The following is a 21634-nucleotide window of genomic DNA, read 5'->3' on the forward strand; positions in this document are numbered from 1 at the left end:
GGCATAGAAAATGTCGAATTACCCACTCGCATTGTTAATTACCTCAAACTTGGAACTCTGGTAATAGATCGTTATAAAATGCCGGGACTTAATGCTAAAGGAACAGATGTTGCCGAAGATATGTGTTATGGCACTGGATACAAAAAAGAAAAGCCAATTTACCAACCTGAAATTGTACAAAAGTATAAAAATCAATATCAAACTTTTGGTTTCGATAATTTTACGCATCGCTTATTCTCAAACGATGACAATAGTAGTTTATATGAAAAATTAGTAGAAGATGAAACTCCTAACACCGGAACGAAACTTGAAGAATTATCAAAAACTAAAATTGACAAACTTAAAATTGATATGCCAAATGCTGTTTCTTATAAAAAAGCACTGCAACAACGCAACAAAAACAAAAAAGCATATTACTCGACCCAAGAGTGTTACAATACATTTTATTCTCCACAATTTAAAATTCCCTGGACAGATTTTTCCTTTAAAGTTCCAGTATATAATTCAGGTTTAGATGTGAGATTATTTGATAATATATCAGATGAATTGTTGTTTTTTACATTTAAAAATACTGCTGAGTTATATTTTGCAAGAGGCGAAATGCAAGACAATCTCGACCAGCTTATTGCAAAATTTAAAAGAAGCGAAGGCGGTATTTTCGAAAGCCCAATAATGACCAAACATGCATTAGCACGAAGCGAAACCGATGAATATTGTCAGAAGGTAGAAGATTATATTGCTGAACAGTTAAAAAATAATCTTTCTAAGCTGGAAGAAGTTGAAGATGTTGAGCCATATTTTGCAAAAAAAATTGGTGTAGAAAATCTTTTTTTTAATTCAAAAGGCGAACGAAGCAAAAGAAACAAAATTTTCAGCAAACCGACTTATTCTTATGGAGCTTTACATGAAGCGCCTATAAAAGCCACGGATGGGCTAACCATTGCACTAAATGACATTTGGGCTGCCGAAGTTCTATTAAAAGAGTTGCTTTTTGAAGGTAACAATTATACAGCAAAATACGAGGTTATTTTGTGGGATCATTTTGGACTGGATTTACCTGATATGGAAAAGATTTTTAATATTATTCCTAGTGTAAACGAAACCTTTATATCTTGGTTTGTATTACAACATTTACGTGGTTACAAGCCTTTCTTAACCAAAATTAAATTTCAAAAAGAATTTCAAGGGAGCTTACTAGAAGGAATAGATGAAAAAACAAAATTAAGAGATGAGTTAGCTACAGAAAAAAGAGAACAAAAAGCCAAAGAATTAAATCAAAAAATGCGAGATGATTTGTGGCTTGAACCTAAATTTTAAATTTATGAAAAAGATAATATTGATATTATTTATATTAATAATAATTTCTTGCGGAGAAAAGAAAACAGAGATTATCAAATCCAATATTTATTCAACGCTTTTTTTATTAAAGGATCTTCCAGAAGATGATTCTTTAGTAAAAAAAATGATAGTTAATTTTTTGCTAAAAAATCCCCCCGAAGTGAAAAACAAATTTGGTCATGCTAATTTTTATAAATATACATCTGATACAAAATATTTCTTAAACAATAAAGAAGATGATCCAACTGGGCTAAGTTTGGGAGAAGAACAACTAAGTTTTTATAATGATGAAAAAATAGCCTATTTTGTTATCTCACAATGTAAAGATGATTCTACAAAATTAGTTGGTGAATTAAAATTTTATAATCAATGGGGGAATTTTTTTAAATCAGACACAATAATTTATAAATGTAAATAATTATTGAAGCTGAAGGAGTAAATCAAAAAATGCGTGATGATTTATGGCGTGAACCTAAAATTTAAAAGATGAAGAAAACAATATTACTAGTAATGATTTTTATATTTTGTATTTCTTGCGAAAGAAAAACGGAATTTGTACAATCTAAAGTACGATTAAATCTTTTTTTAGTAAAAAATCCTCCCAAAAAAAATAGTTTTTCAAAAATGTTTTATAAATATACTTCCAATACCAAGTATTTTTTGGATAATAGAGAAGATCCTGGGGTTTTTTAAGTGAAGAAATATCAATGTACGATCATGAAGCAAAATTAGCAACTTTTTTTATTTCAAAATGTGAAAATGATACAACAAAAACATCTGGTATATTAAGTTTTTATAATAAACCAGGTAGCTCTGATATTGTTCTTTATAAGTGTGATTAAATTTTAAAATATGAAAAAGACATTAATTATAATTACAATTATGCTATTATTTTTTTCTTGTACGAAGAAAACAGAATTTATAAAATCTAAAACAATAGCAGATTTATTTTTGCTAAAAAATCCTCCGCAAGAAGATTCTTTGGTAAAAAAACTAGTAAAAGATTTTTTACTAAAGAATCCTCCAAAATATAAAAATAAAATAAATAGAATAGATTTTTATATTTATAATTCAGATACTAAATATTTTTTGGATCATGGAGAAGACAATCCTTCTGGTTTAAGTTTAGGAGAACAACAACTAAATTTTTATAATAATTATAGGATTGCAATCTTTTCAATTTCCAAATGTAAAAACAATGAGAAAAGACTAGTTGGAGAATTACAATTTGATAATAAATACGGGGATTTTTACAAACCAGATACTATAATTTATAAATGTAAATAATTATTGAAGCTAAAGGAGTAAATCAAAGAATGCGTGATGATTTATGGCGTGAACCTAAAATTTAAAAGATGAAGAAAACAATATTGCTATTATTGACTTTTATATTTTGTATTTCTTGTGAAAGAAAAACAGAATTTATACAATCGAATGTTTATCCTAGCCTTTTTTTATTAAAGGATCCTCCAAAAGATGATTCTTTAATAAAAAAGGAGATTATTTTATTTTTAATAAAGAATCCTTCAAAAATTAAAAAAAGGGAATATTATATTGATTTCTACAAATATACCTCAAATACAAAATATTTTTTAGAAAATGAAGAATATGATGGTTTTGGAGCTCAAGTACTTTCCATGTATAACAAGGATTTGATAGCTTCATTCAGTTTATCTCATTGTAAAACTGATTCAACAAAATGGGTAGGTAAATTACGTCTATACAATGAATGGGGAGATCATTTTAAACCAGATACTATAATCTACAAATGTAATTAGTTAAAGAAGATCATTATATAGCAAAATATGATGTGATTTTGTGGGATCACTTTGGGCTTGATTTGCCCCCGCTCCCGCACGAATCCTTTCGTATGGCGATATGTAAGGTCAAATTCTAATTTTCTATATAAACGTTTAATGCATTACAAATGAGCAGAAATCATAAACTTAATATTTCTTTCATCACTAATTAGGGTGTGCCACACGAAAGGATTCGTGCGGGAGCGGGACAATGAAAAAGGATGGAAGTTTTTTCTATGTAAGCAAAAAAATCGATTGGTAAAAGACTTTACAAAGTTTATCGCGCTAAAAAGCAGAATTTAAAATAATAATAATTCAGCAAAATATAGTACCATATTTTGCTGAATAAATTAAAGATTGAAAAAAATGAAATTTATAATTGCCTTTGTGTTTTTAACACAACAGTTCGTTTTCTCTCAAGAAAAAAATATTGATTATTTACCTCTAAATAGAGAGAATTTTCAGGTTAGACCTAATTCAGTAACTTTTAAATTTTCGGTTTTAGCCACTAAATATAAAAACCGCTATGATCTTGCCCGAGACACAATATTAAAAGAAGGGAATTATATAATTAAATACGATGATCTTTTTACAAAATTCTCAGTAAATAAGGCTGGCAAAATTGATGGAAAACTTGATGAAAAGTATTTAAAACGTGGTAAAATTTTCACAACTAAATACCTCGTTAGAGATGGATTTATATATAAAGCTACTACATATGATTCAACAGACAATCTAATTACAGATAGTGATGTTTATTATTGCGGAGACATTATTGAAATAGTGATGATTACAGCAAATGGTGAGAAAAAAATAACAATTGAAACTCCCGATACTACGGAAATTAGAAAATATGATAAAAATGGCGATTTTTTAGATGAAGAAATATGGAATAAAGCTGGAATAGGTGGTCCTGGTAAATAAACTACCAAGATTAAAAATAAAAATACTTGAACTCTAGTTTGATAACCTTTTCATGCTAGTAGATTAAAATAATAATGTGCTTGTAAACATGATGTTCACGCCAGCAAATGATATTAATAAAAAACAATGATTACAGAGAGAGAAGTTAACATACTGAAAAAATCTATTCTACTTATTAATAGTTTTGAAGACAATGTGAATAATATAAATTCGGGAAAAGAATTTTTTTTTATTCACAATCGCAATGTAGAAACTATTGAAAAGATAGCCACTGTTCGTAACTCAGAATATTTAGCTGCAAGACTAGCTGAATAACCGCTGCTCAAATAGACGAATATATTAAAATTCAGAAAAATGAGGTTAGTCTATTAAATTTTTTGTTAGTCTTTCTGTTTGGAATCTTCATCGGCTTATATTATTTACTTTTTGAAAGATTTTTAAAAACAGGAAAAATTACTGCAAACAAATTAAATCCAAAGTGTTAACAATAATAGAAGTTAATAAATATATCCTAGAGGTCGTAGAAAATCCATATATAGAAAAGTTGCGATTATAATGAAAGAAACTTATATTTTTCTTGCTAAAATAAACATATCCGACGCGGATTTGCAAATCCGCGCTATCTGATATCTGAGTTTTGGAATACTCATCTTGACATACAGGATTCTAAAACAAAAACCAAAATATTCACTTTATAAAAGATTTTTTTTTAATTTCTAAATAGAATTAGTCTTAATAAGTATAAATTTGCAACCGATTCAAACTACGATTTTAGTTTCTATTTTAAAATTTCTATAATCGATCATAAAACATAAGTCCTCCTTGTATGAAGAAAACATTTAAAAAGAATATTGGCCTGTTGCACTTATGGTTAGGACTTGGGTCTGGTTTAATCGTTTTTATTGCCGCGCTTACAGGAAGTTTATTGGTTTTTGAAAAAGAAATTGATCAGTTAGTAAATCCAGAATTTTACAATGTTTCGACTATAGGAAACACAAAGAAAACTATTGATTTTTGTACTGATGTTCTCGAGAAACAATATTCGATAAAAAAGATTACCCGCATTTATACTTTTAATGATCCTGCCCGAACAATACAGATTATTGCAAAAGATGCCGATAAAAAAGCGCAATTTTTTTCGTTTGATCCTTACACCGGAAAAGTTCTCGCAAATACGCCTCAGGAAAGCCGTTTTTTTGTTTTCCTTTTGTCTCTACACAGGCAATTATTGTTGGGAGATTCAGGCAAAATAATCATGGGAACTTCTTGCTTGATTTTTGTTTTTATGCTCCTCTCGGGTATTGTTTTATGGTGGCCTAAAAAAATAAAAAACTTAAAACAACGATTAACAGTAAAATGGAAAGCGTCTTTTAAAAGAGTCAATTGGGATTTTCATTCTACTTTTGGATTCTATAGTTTTTTAATTCTGTTAATCATTTCGTTAAGTGGCTTAAACTTTGCTTTTGATTGGTTCCAAAATGGTATAGTTTACCTTGCCGATGGCTCAAAACCAAAACTTTCTGCCAAAGTCAAAAATCCAACAAAAATAGATCCTAAGTTAGACAAAACTACTTTTTACCAAAGTATTTACGACAAAACAGATAGCATTTTTCCTTATACAGGAAATATACAAATTAGAATGCCTATTGATACTATTAACAGCATTACGGTACTTAAAGAAAATTTAGAAAAAACAATTCCGTTTCAATCAAGCGCTGCTTATTTTGATAAATATACGGCCAAGAATATCGAAGTAAGACCTTACGAATCTTTTTCGAATGGAGATAAATTAAAGCGTTTAATGTACCCTATTCATACCGGTAGTATTTATGGTTACACGACCAAAATAATTGCCTTTTTGGTCTGTCTTTTTGCTGTAACTTTACCTATTACCGGACTCTTGATCTGGTTAGGAAGAAAGAAAAAATAGTTGATACTCTACAATAAAAAAACTCTTTTAAGTTAGTTTTTAAAGCAATATTACTTTTGCGGAATTAAAGTATCTAGGTCATTTAAAGTGTAGAATTTTAGATCATTTAGCTTCATGTATTTGCAAACAAACTCTAACGTTTCGATTTTAACTTCATAATTTTTAGATACATTTTTAACGGGTCTATGACCGCATAAAAGCAATATTTTATTGTGTTTTTTTGCGTAATCCAGCAACTCTAAAACGTACGGAATACTAAAATGAATATGACTATTGTCGATATCAAATGCAAACACAATTTTTGAGTTATTAAAATAACTGTCTTGTTTTTCAGGGATTTCACCGCCAAAAGCTCTACCTCTAATAATTTTAAATTTACTAGATAATGCATGGTCCAGAGCATCAGATCGCATTCCGTACGGATAGGCAAATGAAGTAACATTAAACCCTTTATTCTTCATCGAAGTAATCATTGGGTATATTTCCTGATTCATGTAAGCATCCAGTCCGTTCTTTTTTACAAACTTAACAGCATTGTAATGATGATAACCATGACCTGCAATTTCGTGACCTTCTTTTTGCATTTGAAGCAATTTTTTAATTTGAGGTTCACCAAGCGAATCTATCTTGCAAACATTAAAAGTAGCTTTCCATCCGTACTTTTTCAAAGCCTGATCGGCTTCAAACCACTCGTCTACATAAGCATCATCAAAAGATAAAATTACTCCCGCTTTATAAGGTTTTGGTTCTTCCTTTTGCTTTTTAGTTTCGCATGAAAAAAAAGTCAGGAACATTAAAAACAACATTGTTTTAGTAAAAATTATCTTCATGAATTATTCCGTTTTTAAAGTACTAAGTTTATAATAAAATAAAGTGATATTAATTTTAAAGATAATTATTTATTAAGAACTACAATTTATTTTATTAGTCAAAATTTACATTAAAAATTTCATTGCACAAAACATCCAAATCCTCTATAAAAGCAAAAAACCTCCAAAATAAAATCATCTTGGAGGTTTAGTTTTTTTTTTAATCTATTCGTATTTCAAATACTGCAAAATATCCGATTTTGTTGCCACATATGCTCTGGACAATACAATTATTAATGTCAAAAACAATAGCACAACAAATCCTATAATAAACGGAAATAGTGAAATATCGATTCTAAAAGCGAAGTTTTCTAACCATTTGGTCAATAGATAATAAACAGGAAATACGGCAATTAAAAAACCTATTATACAATACAAAACATATTGTTTGGATAACTCTCTTAGCAAAACTTTTGTATCGGCTCCAAGAGTTTTTCTTATCGCGATTTCTTTCATTCGCCTTTGTATAGAATACGATGCCAACGCTAATAAACCAAAAAGTGCTATTGCAATTACAACAATATTTAAAAGCGAAAACAAGCTTTTTTGCTTCGTATAAGTTTCATAAGTTCTTGCATATTCTTTGTCTACAAAATCATATTTAAACGGATATTCGGTATCGACTTTCGACCATAACTTTTCTATGTTCGCAATAGTGTTTCCAAGATCGTCTGATTTTAGTTTTGCATAAACTTTGTTAATGTTCTGTGTCATACCAAACATTTTTATATTGTAAAAAGCAATTGGCGGCACTTCTACTTCTGGACTTAATAAGTGGAAATCCTGAACAATACCAATTATTTTTACTTTCTGCTCTCGAATTAAAAGTTCCTTGCCAATAGGATCTTTAATATTCATTAATTTTAATGCACTTTCGTTTATAATCACAGAATTTATAGTATCTGAAGCCAGTTTTCTGTCAAAATTTCTTCCCTTAATTATTTTGATGTTCAACATTTCAAACATGCCAAAATCTAAAGGAATAACGCGTTGTTTAAAAAGTTCATTATTGTATAAAACCCCAGATATAGAATTGTCTGATCCATCAAACGTAATAAGACCTGTCGAGACTTGTTCGACACCTTTAATTTTGCTGAGCTGCTGTTTTATGATGTTGTATTTGTTGTAAATGTTTTGAGCTGCATTTTCTCCCTGATAATCAACCGATGGAAAATTTAAAGAAACCGAAATTACCTGATCGCCCTTAAAACCTAAATCTTTATTCTGTAAAAATTTAATTTGCTGGTATACGATATTTGAGCCAATAATAAAAAAGGCAGCAATGGCGAACTGAAAAATAAGCATTCCGTTGCGCAGCCAGATACCATTTTTACTTCTTTCAAAATTTCCTTTCAAAACTTTAAAAGTTTCGAAATTGGATATATAAATAGCAGGAAATAAACCTGCAGTCAAAATTGTAATGATAAAAATCAATATCAATTGCATGTAAAACTGACTGGCAAGAAGTACAATGTTTTTGTTTAAAAAATTGTTATAATACGGTAAAGTCAACTCTACAATTACTAGCGCCAGTAAAATAGAAAAAGTCGTGGTTAAAACCGTTTCAAAAAGAAACTGAGTTACAATATCGCCTTTTGATGCACCCGAAATTTTACGTACTCCAACTTCTTTTGCACGCTTTACAGCATTAGCAGTTGCGAGATTGATGTAATTAACAATCGACAAAACGAGAATCAAAAGAGACAGACCCATCATGATTATTAAAAACTGATAATTTCCTCGTGTTTCAGGATAACCATCTATTATCGAATGTAATCTGGCTTTTGATAAAGGTTCAAGAATAACCGTAAAATGACCTACTTTTTTAGCCATAACTTCGACTGTAAAGCCTGCTTCTTTGGCAATTATCGCAATAAAATCGTGGTTATAAATTCTTTCGAGTCTTTGTCTTGTAAGATCAACTTTTGAGGGGTCCTTTACTTTTAATAATAACTTTAAAACAAACGGGCCATTCAATCCGGCAGTTGTATATTGCTTCATTTTATTAATGATGACATTTGGCGCAATCGAAGAATTTCCTGGAATATGGTACACGGCCCTTACAGAAAACAGCTGGTCAAAACATTTTATTTGTTTTCCAATGGGGTTTTCATTTCCAAAAATCCTTTTAGCCGTAATATCAGAAATAGCAATACTCGAATCATCTTTTATAGCCGAAACTGCATCACCTTTAATAATTTTGAAAGGAAAAAAAGAAAAGAAATTTTGTTCGACATTGATAATTTTATCTACAAACTCCTTTTTTCCTTTGTAAATAATTTTATCATTTTGATACCAACTATCAGCATATAGTATCGATTTGACATTTGGATCTTGGTCTAAAGCCGGCTTCAGGAATACCGCACAATCTGACAGGGCGGGCATATCGCTTAGTTTAACCAAAACCTGATAAACATTCTCTTTTTCAGAATTCCATTCATTGTAACTCTGCTCGTCGTTCCAATACAGCAAAGCAAAAATCAATCCTGAAATTCCGATTGACAATCCTAAAATATTAAGAAAAGAAAACAGTTTATTATGCTTTAACTGGTAAATAAATATATTAATATAGTTTAGTATCATGGTTTTAGTTAATGGTTAATTTAAAATAGACATTACATCTTTTATTCATATTTGAGGTATTTTAAAACATCGATTTTGGTAACCTGATAAGCTTTTGCCAAAACAATTGTTAAGGTCAAAAACAATAAAAACACAAGCGCCACAAGAAAAGGAAGCAACGGAATACCGATTCTAAAAGCAAAATCTTCAAGCCATTTTCGCAATAAAAGATAAGCCGGAATTATGCCGATAACAAAACCTATGAAACAGAACGCTACATATTGCTTTGACAATTCTTTTAATAAAACATTTGTCTCTGCTCCTAACGTTTTTCGAATCGCGATTTCACGAAATCTACGTTCCATTGAAAAAGAAGCCAAAGCAAATAATCCAAAAACAGCAATTAGAATTACAATCACGTTTAATAAAGAAAACAGATCTCTTTGACTCTCATATTTTTGATAATTTCTAGCGTAATTTTTATCTACAAAATTGTATTCAAAAGGATATTCGGCATCTACTTTAGTGCTCCAAAATTTATCCAGATTGGCAATTGTTTTAGACATTTCTTCAGGAGCAATTTTAATCGAAATATTGTGCAACTCCTGGCTGTTTATTCCTTTTGCTGTTAAGTGAACAAAAATCATAGGGCTAATTTGGCTTTCCAATCCAAAATAATTAAAGTCTTTTACAACTCCTACAACCTTATAATTTTTACCTTTCCAATTGATTGTTTTATCTATTGGGTTTTTCTCCTGCATTACTTTTACAGCTCTTTCATTTAATAAAACATTTGTTACTGTATCCGATGAAAACCGTTCGCTTAAATCTCTTCCTTTTACAATTTTAATTCCAAGCATATCCAATACACCAAAATCAACTCCCATACGCTGAATTAGCATTCCCTTATTATTTTTATAGGAATAACTATCCCAGGTATTTTCGTTACTTCCAATCGAAAATAATCCTGCCGAAACAGCCTCTACACCTTTTATTTTAAGCGCTTGCTCTTTGATTACTTTATATCTTGCATATTGATCTTTGCCTTCTTGCGGTTTAAAAACTACGTCAATAATTTGCGAACCATTAAATCCTAAATCCTTATCGATCATATATTTTACCTGTCGGTTTACGATAAACGAACCAATGATAAAAAAAGTAGTGATAGCAAATTGCAAAACCAGCATACCGTTTCTTAGCCAAATTCCGTTTTTGCTACGCGAAAAATTTCCTTTCAGTACCTTTAACGGTTCAAAATTAGAAACATAAATAGCGGGCAAAACTCCGGAAACAATAATGACAATTATAAAAATTACGATTAGCTGCAAATAAAACTGAGTTCCCTCCAGAATTAGATTTTTATGCAAAAGCGTGTTGTAAAATGGTAACGAAAGTTCAACAATTACCAATGCAAGTAAAAGTGAAAACAGTGTAATCAAAGCAGTTTCAAATACAAATTGTACGATGATTTGTTTTTTTCCTGCGCCAACAATTTTTCTTACTCCTACTTCTTTTGCTCTTTTTACCGCATTGGCTGTAGCCAAATTGATATAATTAACAATCGAAAGCAACAAGATTAGTACAGATAATCCCATCAGAATTTGCAAGAATCTCAAGTTTGCGCTTCCTTCCGGAAAAGGATCATTACCCAAATGCATTCTGGTATTAGGTAACGAAAGTAAACTTGCTTTTACAGGCTCGCCATACGTTTTTATGTACTCTTTTACCGTTAATCCTTCTTCTTTTGCAGATACTTTTAAACAGTTTTCCATAAAAATATGGTCCAGATCTTTTACAATTGCATCAGGATTACCTTGGTTCTTTAGCTTAATTATTAACCCATAATCATAACTCCACTTTCCTCTGTTCTTTTCTAAATCTTCTTCGATTACAGTAGTAACCAAGTCCGGCATTACAGATGAAGTCTGATTTAATCGATAAACACCTCGCACTACAAATAACTTACTCAGGAAACGTACTTGTTTGCCCATTGGATTTTCGTTTCCAAATAATCTGAAAGCTGTTTTTTCAGACAAGGCAATACTGTTAATATCCTTAAGCGCCGTTTTTCCGTTACCATGAATAAATTCGTAAGGAAAAAATGTAAAAAAATTACTTTGTGCGGTGTAGATCTTGTCAAATAATTCCCTTTTACCTTTGTAGGCAACAGTTTCTTTGGTGTACAAACATTGCGTGTAACAATAACTATCAAGGTCTGATGAAACCATTTTTAATAATGGGGCGGTCGTTGTTGGATTTACAGTCCAAATATTCCCGCCACCAATATCATTCATGACCGAGTAAATTCTGTCTTTCTCAGGATTCCATTTGTCATACGAATGCTCTTCGTTCCAATACAGTGTCGCAAAAATTAATCCTGCAATTCCAATACTCAACCCCAAAACATTCAAAGCCGAAAAGAATTTGTTGTTCTTGATGTGGTATATAAATATGTTGGTCCAATTTTTCAGCATCTTATTCGTACTTTAAATACTTAAGAATATCAATTTTAGTCGCCTGATAAGCTCTTGTAAGCACAACAAAAAGTGTTAATACAAGTAAAGTTGTAAATCCAATTAAAAACGGATAAATAGAAATACTAATTCTGTACGAAAAGTTTTCCAGCCATTTGCTCAAGAAATAATAAGTAGGAAACAAAGCAAACAAAAATCCTATAATACAATGCAATACATATTGCTTAGAAAGCTCTTTTAGTAAAATATTCGTCTCTGCTCCTAGTGTTTTTCTAATCGCGATTTCTTTCATTCTTCTTTCGATAGAAAATGAAGCCAATGAAAACAAACCAAAAAGCGCAATGATAATCACAATTATATTCAATAATGAAAACAGCTCCTTTTGTTTAATATAATTGCTGTATGATCTACTGTATTCTTTTTCGACAAAATCATACGTAAAAGGATAATCCTGATCGACATTTTTAGACCAAAACTTTTCGATATCAGCCAACGTTTGCTCTGTGTTCGACGCATCTACGTCAACATAAATATTGTTTAACGAATTTACAAACCAAGGAAATGTTTTGAAATGAAAAAATGACATTGGAGGAATTGGATCACCTGGATTTCCAAGGTTAAAATCTTTTACAACTCCAACAATTGTAACATCTTTGTCTCCCCATTTTATTACTTTACCTATAGGATCCTTTTCATTTAATTGTTTTAAAGCCGTTTCGTTAATTAGCATTGTACTTACGGTATCCTGAGCAAATTTTGGACTAAAATATCTCCCTTTTGCCATTTTAATATTCAGCATTTCCAAAAAGCCAAAATCAACTATAATGTTATTACCATCTACCTCGGTATCTTTATAGAGATAGCTTGTAGTCGAAACGCCGCCACCAAAAACGAATCCGCTTCCGGCTACTTTTTTAACGCCTTTAATATGCGACAATTCATTCTTAATCAATAAGTATTGATTGAATCTGTTTACTTTGGTTGTTTTATCATTGTCACTATAAGTATTTCGGTACGAAATATCCAGAATGTTACTGGCTTTAAAACCTAAATCCTTTTTGTTCATGTGCTCAATCTGACTGTACACGATATACGAACCAATAGTAAAAAATGAAGCTATCGTAAATTGAAGAATCAGCATTCCGTTGCGAAGCCAAATCCCTCTTTTACTGCGACCGAAATTCCCTTTTAAAACTTGTAAAACCTCAAAATTTGAAACATAAATCGCTGGAATAATTCCTGCAACACCCACAGTTACAAAAAATATGATAATAAGTTGCATGTAAAACTGACTGCCTTCTATGGTTAATGTTTTTTCTAAAAAACTATTATAATAAGGCAATGATAGTTCTACAATTACAAGCGATATTAAAATGGCAAACAATACAATTAACACCGTTTCAAAAACAAACTGTTGTATAATATTTGTTTTTGATGCTCCAATAATTTTACGAACTCCCACTTCTTTTGCTCTTTTTATGGCATTCGCGGTGGCAGAATTGATGTAATTTACTATCGAAAGAATTAGTATTAAAACAGATAAACCAAGCATTATCAACAGAAATTGATAATTCCCTTTTCCTTCGACTAAACCACCCGTTTTAGTATGCAAACGAAGCGACGCTAACGACTCTAAATGCGGTTTAGGAACACCATATTTTTTTACATATTCTTCCGGAGACATACCGTTGAATTTTGCAAAACGTACGGTGAGATTGGTGTAATATAATTTATCAAGATTTCTGATTATATCAGAAATCGCATTGGCATTTCGAGCTTTAATTAATAAAACAAGCTGAAAATTTCCCCACTGCCCTAACGTTTCTCTTAAACCATAATCTACAAAGTTTACGACACACGACGGATTATAAGACGATTTTTTGTCTAATTTATAAACCCCTCTTACCAGTAATTTTTTATTCTGTAAAACAACTTCTTTACCCAAAGCGCTTTCATTTCCAAAAAATTTTAAGGCCAGATCTTCAGATAAGCAAATGCTATTTTCGTCAGGCAATGCTTTTGCTCTATTTCCCTCGACAAAATCAAAAGGAAAAAATGTAAAGAAATTTTTCTGAGCGCTTACAATTTTGTCCGACTGTATTTTTTTATCTCTAAACCTGATAATCTCATTGGTATAATCACCAGTCAAATAGCAATAATCCTCAACTTCTGGAGTTTTCTCTTTTATCGCCGCGCCAGCAGGAGATGAACTTGATGCCCAAAATCTAGTTTCATCCATTTGGTTTACCAACAAAAAGATTCTGTCTTTATCAGGATTCCATTTGTCGTACGAATGTTCTTCGTTCCAATACAAAATCGCAAAAATTAATCCTGCGATTCCAATACTCAAACCCAAAACATTAAGCGCTGTAAAGAACTTATTGTTTTTGATATGGTATATAAATATGTTAATCCAGTTTTTTAGCATGATCTTAATTATTTAAGTTTGCTGCAAAAACGTCGACATTTCTATTATTTAATTTTTCCGAAAGAATAACCCCGTCTTTCATTAAAATTGTTTTTTGCGAAAACGAAGCATCATAATCAGAGTGCGTTACCATTAAAATTGTTGAACCACTAGCATGAAGATCTGTAAGTAATTCCATTACCTCATTACCATTTTTACTATCAAGATTTCCTGTAGGCTCATCGGCAAGAATAATTTTTGGATCATTAATTAAAGCTCTAGCCACGGCCACACGTTGTTGCTGACCTCCCGAAAGTTGTTGCGGAAAATGTTTCAAACGATGCGAAATACCCAATATCTTTGCGATTTCCTCTACTTTTTTCTTTCTTTCAGATGACGGAACATTATTGTAAATCAAAGGCAATTCGATATTGTCGAAAACCGAAAGTTCGTCAATCAAATTAAAATTCTGAAAAATAAAACCTATGTTTTCTTTTCTGGCTTTTGATTTTGCTTTCTCTTTGGTTCCAACCATTTCCTCGCCAAGTAACTTGTAACTGCCGCCAGAAGCACTGTCTAATAATCCAATAATATTTAATAAAGTCGATTTTCCGCTTCCCGATGGTCCCATAATCGAAACGAAATCGCCCTGATTAATGGTTAATGAAATTTCGCTTAAAGCATTTGTTTCTATTTCTTCGGTTCTAAATACTTTCGAAAGTTTTTCAATTTTGATCATAATGATTGTTTTAAGATTGATGTTTTTAAATAATTTTTATTACCGATGGAAAAGAAACTTATCTCGAAACGAAGATAATTAACAATATCGTTGTTAGATATCTATTTTTGTTACTTTTACCATCAATAATAAGATTCATGTTTGATGATTTACCAGTCATAATGTGATTTTCGTGCCAAAAACTTAAAAACTGTAACAGCCTTATTTTTACGTTTTTATTTTTAAAAAGAAATTTAAAGTGTCCATAATTGGACAGCTTTCGTCCAAAACCGAACAACAATGAAAAAAACGAATGCCACAATTTTAATCATCGATGATCAGGAAGACATCCTTTTTGCGTCGAAAGTGTTCCTGAAAAAGTATTTTGAAGAGATTTATACGCTCAATAATCCAAAAAACATTGTCGAATTACTGTCAAAAAAAGCGATCGATGTTGTTTTGCTCGACATGAATTACAGAATTGGTTTTGAAGACGGACGAGAAGGTTTGTATTTATTAAAAGAAATAAAAACGCTTTCGCCAAAAACTGTTGTCATTTTAATGACGGCTTTTGGAAAAGTAGAAACGGCTGTTGAAGGTTTAAAAAATGGTGCTTTTGATTATATCTTAAAACCGTGGGAAAACAAAAAACTACTGGAATCTGTAAAACAAGCGGTCGATAAAGCCAGAAAGGAACAGAAGAAAACGAAAAGTATTGAGGTTGAAAATGACTTTTTTGTTGGCTCGTCAGAAATTATAAAAAAAGCCTATTCTCTTGCCGATAAAGTTGCGAAAACTGATGCTAATGTTTTAATACTTGGAGAAAACGGAACCGGAAAGTTTGTTTTGGCACATCATATTTTTAGCCAGTCCGAAAGAAAAAATAGTCCTTTTGTTGCCGTCGATTTAGGTTCTTTAAATTCGAATATTTTCGAAAGCGAATTGTTTGGTTATGCCAAAGGCGCATTTACGGATGCTAAAATAGACACGCCGGGACGTTTTGAAATGGCTCAAAACGGAACTATATTTTTAGATGAAATTGGTAATGTTCCGCTTCACTTACAATCAAAACTTTTGCAGGTTATTCAAACAAAAACCGTAACACGGTTAGGAGAAACAAAAGCGAGACCTTTAAATGTTCGTATTATTACGGCAACCAATTTAAACTTGAAACTGGAAGTTGCAGATAAGAGTTTTAGAGAAGATTTATATTATCGTATTAATACAATGGAAATAGTTTTGCCGCCACTTCGAGAGCGCAATGAAGATAAAATTCCGTTGGCCGAATATCTTTTGGATAAAATGATTGAAAAGTATAGCAGAGACGAAATTACTTTTGATAAAAAAGTGCTGGAACAAATTGAAAAGCACGCATGGAACGGAAACATTCGTGAAATGGAGAATAAAATTGAACGTGCGGTTATTCTTTGCGAAAACAACAAAATTACTGTTTCGGACTTAGATTTGGAAACGATAACTGCTTATGACGAAAACCCGGACGACATTCAGCTTTCATCTGTAGAAAAAGCTGCGGTTGAAAAAGCGTTGCTTAAAAACAATAATAATATTAGTAAAACTGCCGAAGAACTTGGCCTTTCAAGAGGTTCATTGTACCGACGTTTAGAAAAATATAATATTAGCATTAATTGATATGTTTAAAGAACTTAAAACTTACAAACTTATATTTCTGCGCTTAATCGCAATTGTGGTGGTTATCGAAATTTCTATTTACTTCTTTAAAATAGGATTGGCGTTTACGGGAGTATTTGGACTTTTTTTTGTTTTTCTGCTCATTCGCGAAATGTATTTTTATGTTCGCAATTTTATTTTGCTTTATGATAAAACGATTGCTTCAATCTTGCAAAACGATTTTACATCAGACTTTTCAAAACAGAACTTCAACAAGAGTTACGACCATTTGTTTCATTTGTATGATAATTTAAAGAACAAGCGAAACGAACAGGTTTCTAAAGATATTATCTACCGTTCTATCCTTAATAATATTGAAACTGGAATTATTATTTTGCAAAAGCAGGAAAATGACTGGGATATTTTTTTGATGAACGATTATTTTTCGAGCCATTTTAGTGTGCCAAAAGTTTCAAAATGGAAATATCTTAAAAATCAATTGCCCGCATTATGCGAGATTATCGAAGAAGATAATTTTCAGGAAATAAAAACAGCAGTAGAAATTCGTATTAATGAGCAAAATATGCAAACTTTTGTTTTGCAGGCATCACGAACAGAGATTTTAGAAAAAGATTATTTTATTGTTTTACTCGATTCCATACAAAATGTAGTCGAGAAAAAAGAGAAAGATGCTTGGGTTAATTTAATGAAAGTGATTTCGCATGAACTTTTAAATTCCATAACACCCATTCGTTCTATTTGCCAAAATCTACAAGATTTGGTCGAGCAGGACACATTATCGGCAGAAGATTTAGAAGATGTCAAAAATAGCGTCGAAACCATGCTAAGACGAAGCGATCATTTACAAAAATTTGTCGAAGGGTATCGAAAACTGGCGATGCTTCCTTCTCCTAAAAAGGAAAAAATAGAACTACACGACCTCATCGATCTTACGATCGAGATCATGAATCCGTTGTTTAAAGAAAACCAGATTGAGGTAGTAAATGCGATTCCATTCAAACGATACATAAATGTCGATGCACAGCAAATAGAACAGGTTTTAATCAATCTTTTAACCAATTGCATTTATGCGGTAAAAGATGCTTCCGAAAAAAAGATTTCAATTTCGGCGGAAGCAAAAGAAAACCGAACTTTTATAAAAATTACAGATAACGGAACTGGAATTGAAAGTGAAATCGAAAACAAAATATTTCTGCCATTTTTCACGACCAGAACTGAAGGTGCCGGAATTGGATTGACTTTATCTAAAAATATTATCGAAGCTCATGGCGGTTATATTACTTATAAACGCGAAAACGAAAAGACAACTTTTGAGATTTGTCTTCTTGAAGATTAACTTTTTGTTTGGGGAGAAAAATCATTTGTAATTTTTATGCATGTATTGCGTGAGGTCATACTTTTAATTACTTTTATAACATTAAATTTGATCACTCCCAATGATTATAAAGAAAAAGAATACCTGGTTTAAAATGCTCTTTGAATGGAGAGGTTCTGTTTTGCCGCAACTTCTTCCTCGCCTTTTGTTACTACTCTTATTTTCGTTTTCAGTTGTTTATTTTAAGCCTTACTTAATAGCATATAATTTACATATAAATCCTGCTATTTTTACGCTTTTTGGCATTGCGCTTGCTATATTTTTGGGTTTTAGAAACAGCGTAAGTTATGACAGGTTTTGGGAAGGTCGAAAACTTTGGGGCGCATTGCTTAATGATACAAGATCTCTGGCCAGACAAAGCATTACACTTATTAACGATCCTGATTACGATGCTAAACGTCAAGACTTTATTAATTTGCTCACAGCATTTGTTTACAGTTTAAAGCATCAACTTAGAGAAACGAATCCGGATCAGGATTTAAATCGATTATTACCAAAACAATTAGTTGAACAACTTAAAGATGTACAATATAAACCTATAATTATATTAAGAGAATTAGGGATTTGGGTAAAAAATGCAAAGGCAGAAAACAAAATAGACAGCATAACTCAATTGGCTTTTGAGGATAACCTCAACAAACTATCTGATATTGTAGGCGGATGCGAGCGAATCGCAAGTACTCCAATACCTTATACTTACAGTGTATTGTTACATCGAACCGTTTATATTTATTGTTTCTTACTCTCTTTTGGTTTTCTTGAAACTATGGGTTGGATTACACCTTTTATAATAGTATTTATTGCCTATACTTTTGTAGCTCTGGAAGCAATTGCCGATGAATTAGAAAATCCGTTTGGTTTACAGCCCAACGATCTTGCTCTGGATGCAATGTCTCAAATGATAGAGAATACACTACTGGAATTAAATGGTCAAAAAGTAACTTCAATACCAAAAACTTCTAACTATTGCATTACTTAATTTATGATAAACACTTCAATTATATTCGGCTATGAATAAAGTATTACTGGTTGAAGACGATCCAAGGGTCGCTTCTTTCATTACAAGAGGTCTTGAGGAAAATCTTTATGAAGTCAAAACTATTACAAAAGGTTTTGATGCAATTAAAGAGGTTATGGAAAATGAATATAGCATTATTATTCTCGATATTATGCTTCCGGATATTACCGGATTTGAAGTTTGCGAAGTTTTAAGAAGTAGAAAAATAATTGTTCCCATACTTATTCTGAGTGCGCTCGATACGCCACACGAAAAAGTAAAAGGATTACAATCCGGTGCCGACGATTATTTGGCTAAACCTTTTTTGTTTGAAGAATTACTTGCCCGAATAAATGCTCAGCTTCGCCGTACGGAATTTAGCAACGGAATTTTGGATTTTCAATCTTATGCTGGTGTCGAAATTAATATGAAAGAACAAAGTGCTTCGCGAGATGGCAAAGAGCTTAATCTTTCGTCCAGAGAACTAAAGCTTTTGATCTTTTTTATGAAAAATCGCGAAAAAGCTTTATCCAGAATATCTATTGCACAAGCAGTTTGGAATATCGATTTTGAAACTACATCGAACACGGTTGACGTTTATATTAATTATTTGCGAAATAAAATCGACAAGAACTTCCCTACTCCGCTTATTCATACGATAAAAGGAACGGGATATATGCTCAAAAACAAAGAGTCATGAATCTAAAAAATAAGTTGTCTGTAAATTCTACATTGCTTTTTGCTTTTACAGTGGGACTTCTTATGACTGGTGCTTTTCTTCTTTTTAGAAGTCATATGAAAGATCTTTATTTTGATAATCTCGAAGATCACGCTGTAACGGCTTCGCTTTTTCATTTTGAAAGAGATGAGATCAAAGACATTAACAGCGAACGATATCGTCAAATTGAAATTCAGTATAATAAAATCAATAATGAATCAATACGCGTTTACGATGCCAAAACTAAGAAGCTTTTTGTGCGCGATAATATTGATATTAATTTAGATGAACAGCATCTAAATGCGATAGTGAAAAATAAGATTCTTAATTTCACTATAGACGGCAGACAGTTTGTTGGGCTTTTTTATAAAGATAACCAGGGAGATTTTATCATTGTGGTTTCTGGAATTGATCATGCTGGTAATAAACAGCTTGACGCTCTTGGTTTAATGTTTATTTTATTTTATTTGGTTGGAATCCCTTTAAATTTTTTCTTAGGAACATTTTTATCCAAACAAACTTTTCGTCCTTTTGAAGAAGTTATTGCAAAAGTAAATACGATAACGACCGAAAATCTTCATTCAAGATTAGAAGTGCCGCAAACAAGCGGAAAAGATGAAATTAAAGAACTCATTACAACCTTTAATTATCTTTTAGAAAGGCTTGAAAGCGGAATCATGATTCAGAATAACTTTCTAAAAAATGCCTCGCACGAACTAAAAACTCCGCTTACTATTATTATTGGCGATATTGACGTGTCACTACAACAACCTCGAACTAACGAACAATATGAAGAAATTTTAAGTTCACTAAAAAAAGATACTTTACATTTAAAATCTACTTTAGAAGGACTTTTAGTTTTATCGGGACTGGAACTTTCAGAACCTCAACAAATGGAAACTGTTAGAATAGACGAAATATTATGGAATGTTCTGGAAAAGAAAGCTATTGAATATCCGAATAATAAAGTTTCGGTCAATTTTGATGCTATTGCTAATCGCGAAGATTTACTTTCTGTACATGCAAACAAACACATGCTTTTTATTGCACTCTACAATATATTAGATAATGCTATTAAATTTTCATCTCCTGCACCAGTAGAAATTTTTGCTTTATCTAAGAATGAAAAATTGCTGATAAAAATTGTAGATCATGGCCCCGGAATTTCTGACGACGATAAAAATTCAATTTTTGATCTCTTTTATAGAAGCGATCGTACACGACATATTCAAGGACAAGGCTTAGGACTTTTTATAACAATGCAAATACTCAAACTTCATAATATCACTTTAATTGTAGATTCTGAACTTGAAAAGGGAACTTCCTTTTCTTTGGTGTTTCCTTAATATATATTTGGATTTTTTTTATGTCACGCAGATTTAGTCAAAGCTTAAGAAACGAAACCCGACAGTCCCGAAGCCTCGGGATAAAACCTGTCGGGTTTACTATGCGCAAATAATCTTTACGCAACAATATGTCATCCTGAGCGAAGTCGAAGGACACAAAGAAGCTCGACAAAGATTGGAGATTTCCTGTACGGAGTTACTTCTGTATCCTTCGACTTCGCTCAGGATGACAAAAATGTGCTGATTTATTAATAACACAATGTTATTTGAATTGCCTCCAGCTTAAGCTGGAGAACAAAAATTGAATACAAAAAGGCTTTAGCCGAATAAGTAACACTTTGGCTAAAGCCTTTTTACTTTACTTTATTCTTCATTCAACTAAAGTTGAACGCTATTCAATCCTATGTGAACTTTAAATCTATTGGAGACTTTAAACACAACATAATTACATTTTTTAAGTTGTTATATAAATCTCCAAGATTATCGTTTTTCCCTTTCGATAACATTTACATAACACTCTAATCTTT

General features: G+C 31.5%; 17 protein-coding genes. 12 read left to right on the forward strand and 5 right to left on the reverse strand.

Features of this window, described 5'->3' with window-relative positions:
• The 7 genes from IW18_RS20800 to IW18_RS20835 form a co-directional block, all read left to right on the forward strand.
• The coding region (locus IW18_RS20800) for a DUF3289 family protein (protein WP_041520126.1) at nucleotides 1-1317 on the forward strand (1317 nt) is incomplete at its 5' end.
• Between the two features lie 4 nt (nucleotides 1318-1321).
• Entirely contained in the window at nucleotides 1322-1756 is a 435-nt protein-coding gene (locus IW18_RS22795; RefSeq protein ID WP_052480260.1) for a hypothetical protein, read from the forward strand.
• 434 nt (nucleotides 1757-2190) lie between these two features.
• Nucleotides 2191-2625: a hypothetical protein gene (locus tag IW18_RS22800; protein WP_052480261.1), complete on the forward strand. Its 435-nt coding sequence runs from the start codon at nucleotides 2191-2193 to the stop codon at nucleotides 2623-2625.
• Nucleotides 2626-2693: 68 nt separating this feature from the next.
• Entirely contained in the window at nucleotides 2694-3116 is a 423-nt protein-coding gene (locus IW18_RS20820; protein ID WP_041520128.1) for a hypothetical protein, read from the forward strand.
• A gap of 387 nt (nucleotides 3117-3503) precedes the next feature.
• Complete coding sequence (locus IW18_RS20825; RefSeq protein ID WP_041520129.1) at nucleotides 3504-4061, forward strand: hypothetical protein; 558 nt, start codon at nucleotides 3504-3506, stop codon at nucleotides 4059-4061.
• A 126-nt stretch (nucleotides 4062-4187) separates the two neighbouring features.
• A complete protein-coding gene (locus tag IW18_RS20830) occupies nucleotides 4188-4376 on the forward strand; it encodes a hypothetical protein (protein WP_041520130.1) in 189 nt (62 codons plus the stop codon).
• Nucleotides 4377-4887: 511 nt separating this feature from the next.
• Nucleotides 4888-5991, forward strand: a complete 1104-nt coding sequence (locus tag IW18_RS20835; protein WP_041520131.1) for a PepSY-associated TM helix domain-containing protein — start codon at nucleotides 4888-4890, stop codon at nucleotides 5989-5991.
• A gap of 50 nt (nucleotides 5992-6041) precedes the next feature.
• On the opposite strand, the gene IW18_RS20840 is transcribed toward IW18_RS20835, so the two are convergent.
• The 5 genes from IW18_RS20840 to IW18_RS20860 all read right to left on the reverse strand — a co-directional run bounded on the left by IW18_RS20840 (nucleotide 6042) and on the right by IW18_RS20860 (nucleotide 15042).
• Nucleotides 6042-6821 (reverse strand): polysaccharide deacetylase family protein, encoded by a 780-nt coding sequence (locus IW18_RS20840; RefSeq protein WP_041520132.1) that lies wholly within the window; start codon nucleotides 6819-6821, stop codon nucleotides 6042-6044.
• Nucleotides 6822-7025: 204 nt separating this feature from the next.
• Nucleotides 7026-9443 carry an ABC transporter permease gene (locus tag IW18_RS20845; protein WP_041520133.1) on the reverse strand — a complete coding sequence of 806 codons (2418 nt, stop codon included), beginning with the start codon at nucleotides 9441-9443 and terminating at the stop codon, nucleotides 7026-7028.
• Between the two features lie 41 nt (nucleotides 9444-9484).
• Entirely contained in the window at nucleotides 9485-11896 is a 2412-nt protein-coding gene (locus IW18_RS20850) for an ABC transporter permease (protein WP_041520134.1), read from the reverse strand.
• A gap of 1 nt (nucleotide 11897) precedes the next feature.
• On the reverse strand, nucleotides 11898-14324 hold the full coding sequence (locus IW18_RS20855) for an ABC transporter permease (protein WP_041520135.1): 2427 nt from the start codon (nucleotides 14322-14324) through the stop codon (nucleotides 11898-11900).
• Nucleotides 14325-14328: 4 nt separating this feature from the next.
• Nucleotides 14329-15042, reverse strand: a complete 714-nt coding sequence (locus tag IW18_RS20860) for an ABC transporter ATP-binding protein (RefSeq protein WP_041520136.1) — start codon at nucleotides 15040-15042, stop codon at nucleotides 14329-14331.
• Nucleotides 15043-15321: 279 nt separating this feature from the next.
• Here IW18_RS20860 and IW18_RS20865 point away from each other — a divergent pair, with 279 nt between their 5' ends.
• The 5 genes from IW18_RS20865 to IW18_RS20885 all read left to right on the forward strand — a co-directional run bounded on the left by IW18_RS20865 (nucleotide 15322) and on the right by IW18_RS20885 (nucleotide 21107).
• On the forward strand, nucleotides 15322-16671 hold the full coding sequence (locus tag IW18_RS20865; RefSeq protein ID WP_041520137.1) for a sigma-54-dependent transcriptional regulator: 1350 nt from the start codon (nucleotides 15322-15324) through the stop codon (nucleotides 16669-16671).
• Nucleotide 16672: 1 nt separating this feature from the next.
• A complete protein-coding gene (locus IW18_RS20870; protein ID WP_041520138.1) occupies nucleotides 16673-18007 on the forward strand; it encodes a sensor histidine kinase in 1335 nt (444 codons plus the stop codon).
• 100 nt (nucleotides 18008-18107) lie between these two features.
• Nucleotides 18108-19025 carry a bestrophin family protein gene (locus IW18_RS20875; RefSeq protein WP_041520139.1) on the forward strand — a complete coding sequence of 306 codons (918 nt, stop codon included), beginning with the start codon at nucleotides 18108-18110 and terminating at the stop codon, nucleotides 19023-19025.
• 31 nt (nucleotides 19026-19056) lie between these two features.
• Complete coding sequence (locus IW18_RS20880) at nucleotides 19057-19743, forward strand: response regulator transcription factor (protein ID WP_041520140.1); 687 nt, start codon at nucleotides 19057-19059, stop codon at nucleotides 19741-19743.
• Nucleotides 19740-21107: an ATP-binding protein gene (locus IW18_RS20885; RefSeq protein WP_240475588.1), complete on the forward strand. Its 1368-nt coding sequence runs from the start codon at nucleotides 19740-19742 to the stop codon at nucleotides 21105-21107. The genes IW18_RS20880 and IW18_RS20885 overlap by 4 nt, the downstream gene beginning before the upstream one ends.
• Nucleotides 21108-21634 lie beyond the last annotated feature (527 nt).

The organism is Flavobacterium hibernum (assembly GCF_000832125.1).
GTDB lineage: Bacteria > Bacteroidota > Bacteroidia > Flavobacteriales > Flavobacteriaceae > Flavobacterium > Flavobacterium hibernum.

Bases quoted from the DNA above. Each gene is read 5' to 3' on its own strand.
- IW18_RS20820 (WP_041520128.1), top strand. From the start codon at position 2,694: ATGAAGAAAACAATATTGCTATTATTGACTTTTATATTTTGTATTTCT.
- IW18_RS20840 (WP_041520132.1), bottom strand. From the start codon at position 6,821: ATGAAGATAATTTTTACTAAAACAATGTTGTTTTTAATGTTCCTGACT.
- IW18_RS20875 (WP_041520139.1), top strand. From the start codon at position 18,108: ATGATTATAAAGAAAAAGAATACCTGGTTTAAAATGCTCTTTGAATGG.
- IW18_RS20850 (WP_041520134.1), bottom strand. From the start codon at position 11,896: ATGCTGAAAAATTGGACCAACATATTTATATACCACATCAAGAACAAC.
- IW18_RS22795 (WP_052480260.1), top strand. From the start codon at position 1,322: ATGAAAAAGATAATATTGATATTATTTATATTAATAATAATTTCTTGC.
- IW18_RS20830 (WP_041520130.1), top strand. From the start codon at position 4,188: ATGATTACAGAGAGAGAAGTTAACATACTGAAAAAATCTATTCTACTT.
- IW18_RS20880 (WP_041520140.1), top strand. From the start codon at position 19,057: ATGAATAAAGTATTACTGGTTGAAGACGATCCAAGGGTCGCTTCTTTC.
- IW18_RS20865 (WP_041520137.1), top strand. From the start codon at position 15,322: ATGAAAAAAACGAATGCCACAATTTTAATCATCGATGATCAGGAAGAC.
- IW18_RS22800 (WP_052480261.1), top strand. From the start codon at position 2,191: ATGAAAAAGACATTAATTATAATTACAATTATGCTATTATTTTTTTCT.
- IW18_RS20855 (WP_041520135.1), bottom strand. From the start codon at position 14,324: ATGCTAAAAAACTGGATTAACATATTTATATACCATATCAAAAACAAT.
- IW18_RS20870 (WP_041520138.1), top strand. From the start codon at position 16,673: ATGTTTAAAGAACTTAAAACTTACAAACTTATATTTCTGCGCTTAATC.
- IW18_RS20845 (WP_041520133.1), bottom strand. From the start codon at position 9,443: ATGATACTAAACTATATTAATATATTTATTTACCAGTTAAAGCATAAT.
- IW18_RS20885 (WP_240475588.1), top strand. From the start codon at position 19,740: ATGAATCTAAAAAATAAGTTGTCTGTAAATTCTACATTGCTTTTTGCT.
- IW18_RS20825 (WP_041520129.1), top strand. From the start codon at position 3,504: ATGAAATTTATAATTGCCTTTGTGTTTTTAACACAACAGTTCGTTTTC.
- IW18_RS20860 (WP_041520136.1), bottom strand. From the start codon at position 15,042: ATGATCAAAATTGAAAAACTTTCGAAAGTATTTAGAACCGAAGAAATA.
- IW18_RS20835 (WP_041520131.1), top strand. From the start codon at position 4,888: ATGAAGAAAACATTTAAAAAGAATATTGGCCTGTTGCACTTATGGTTA.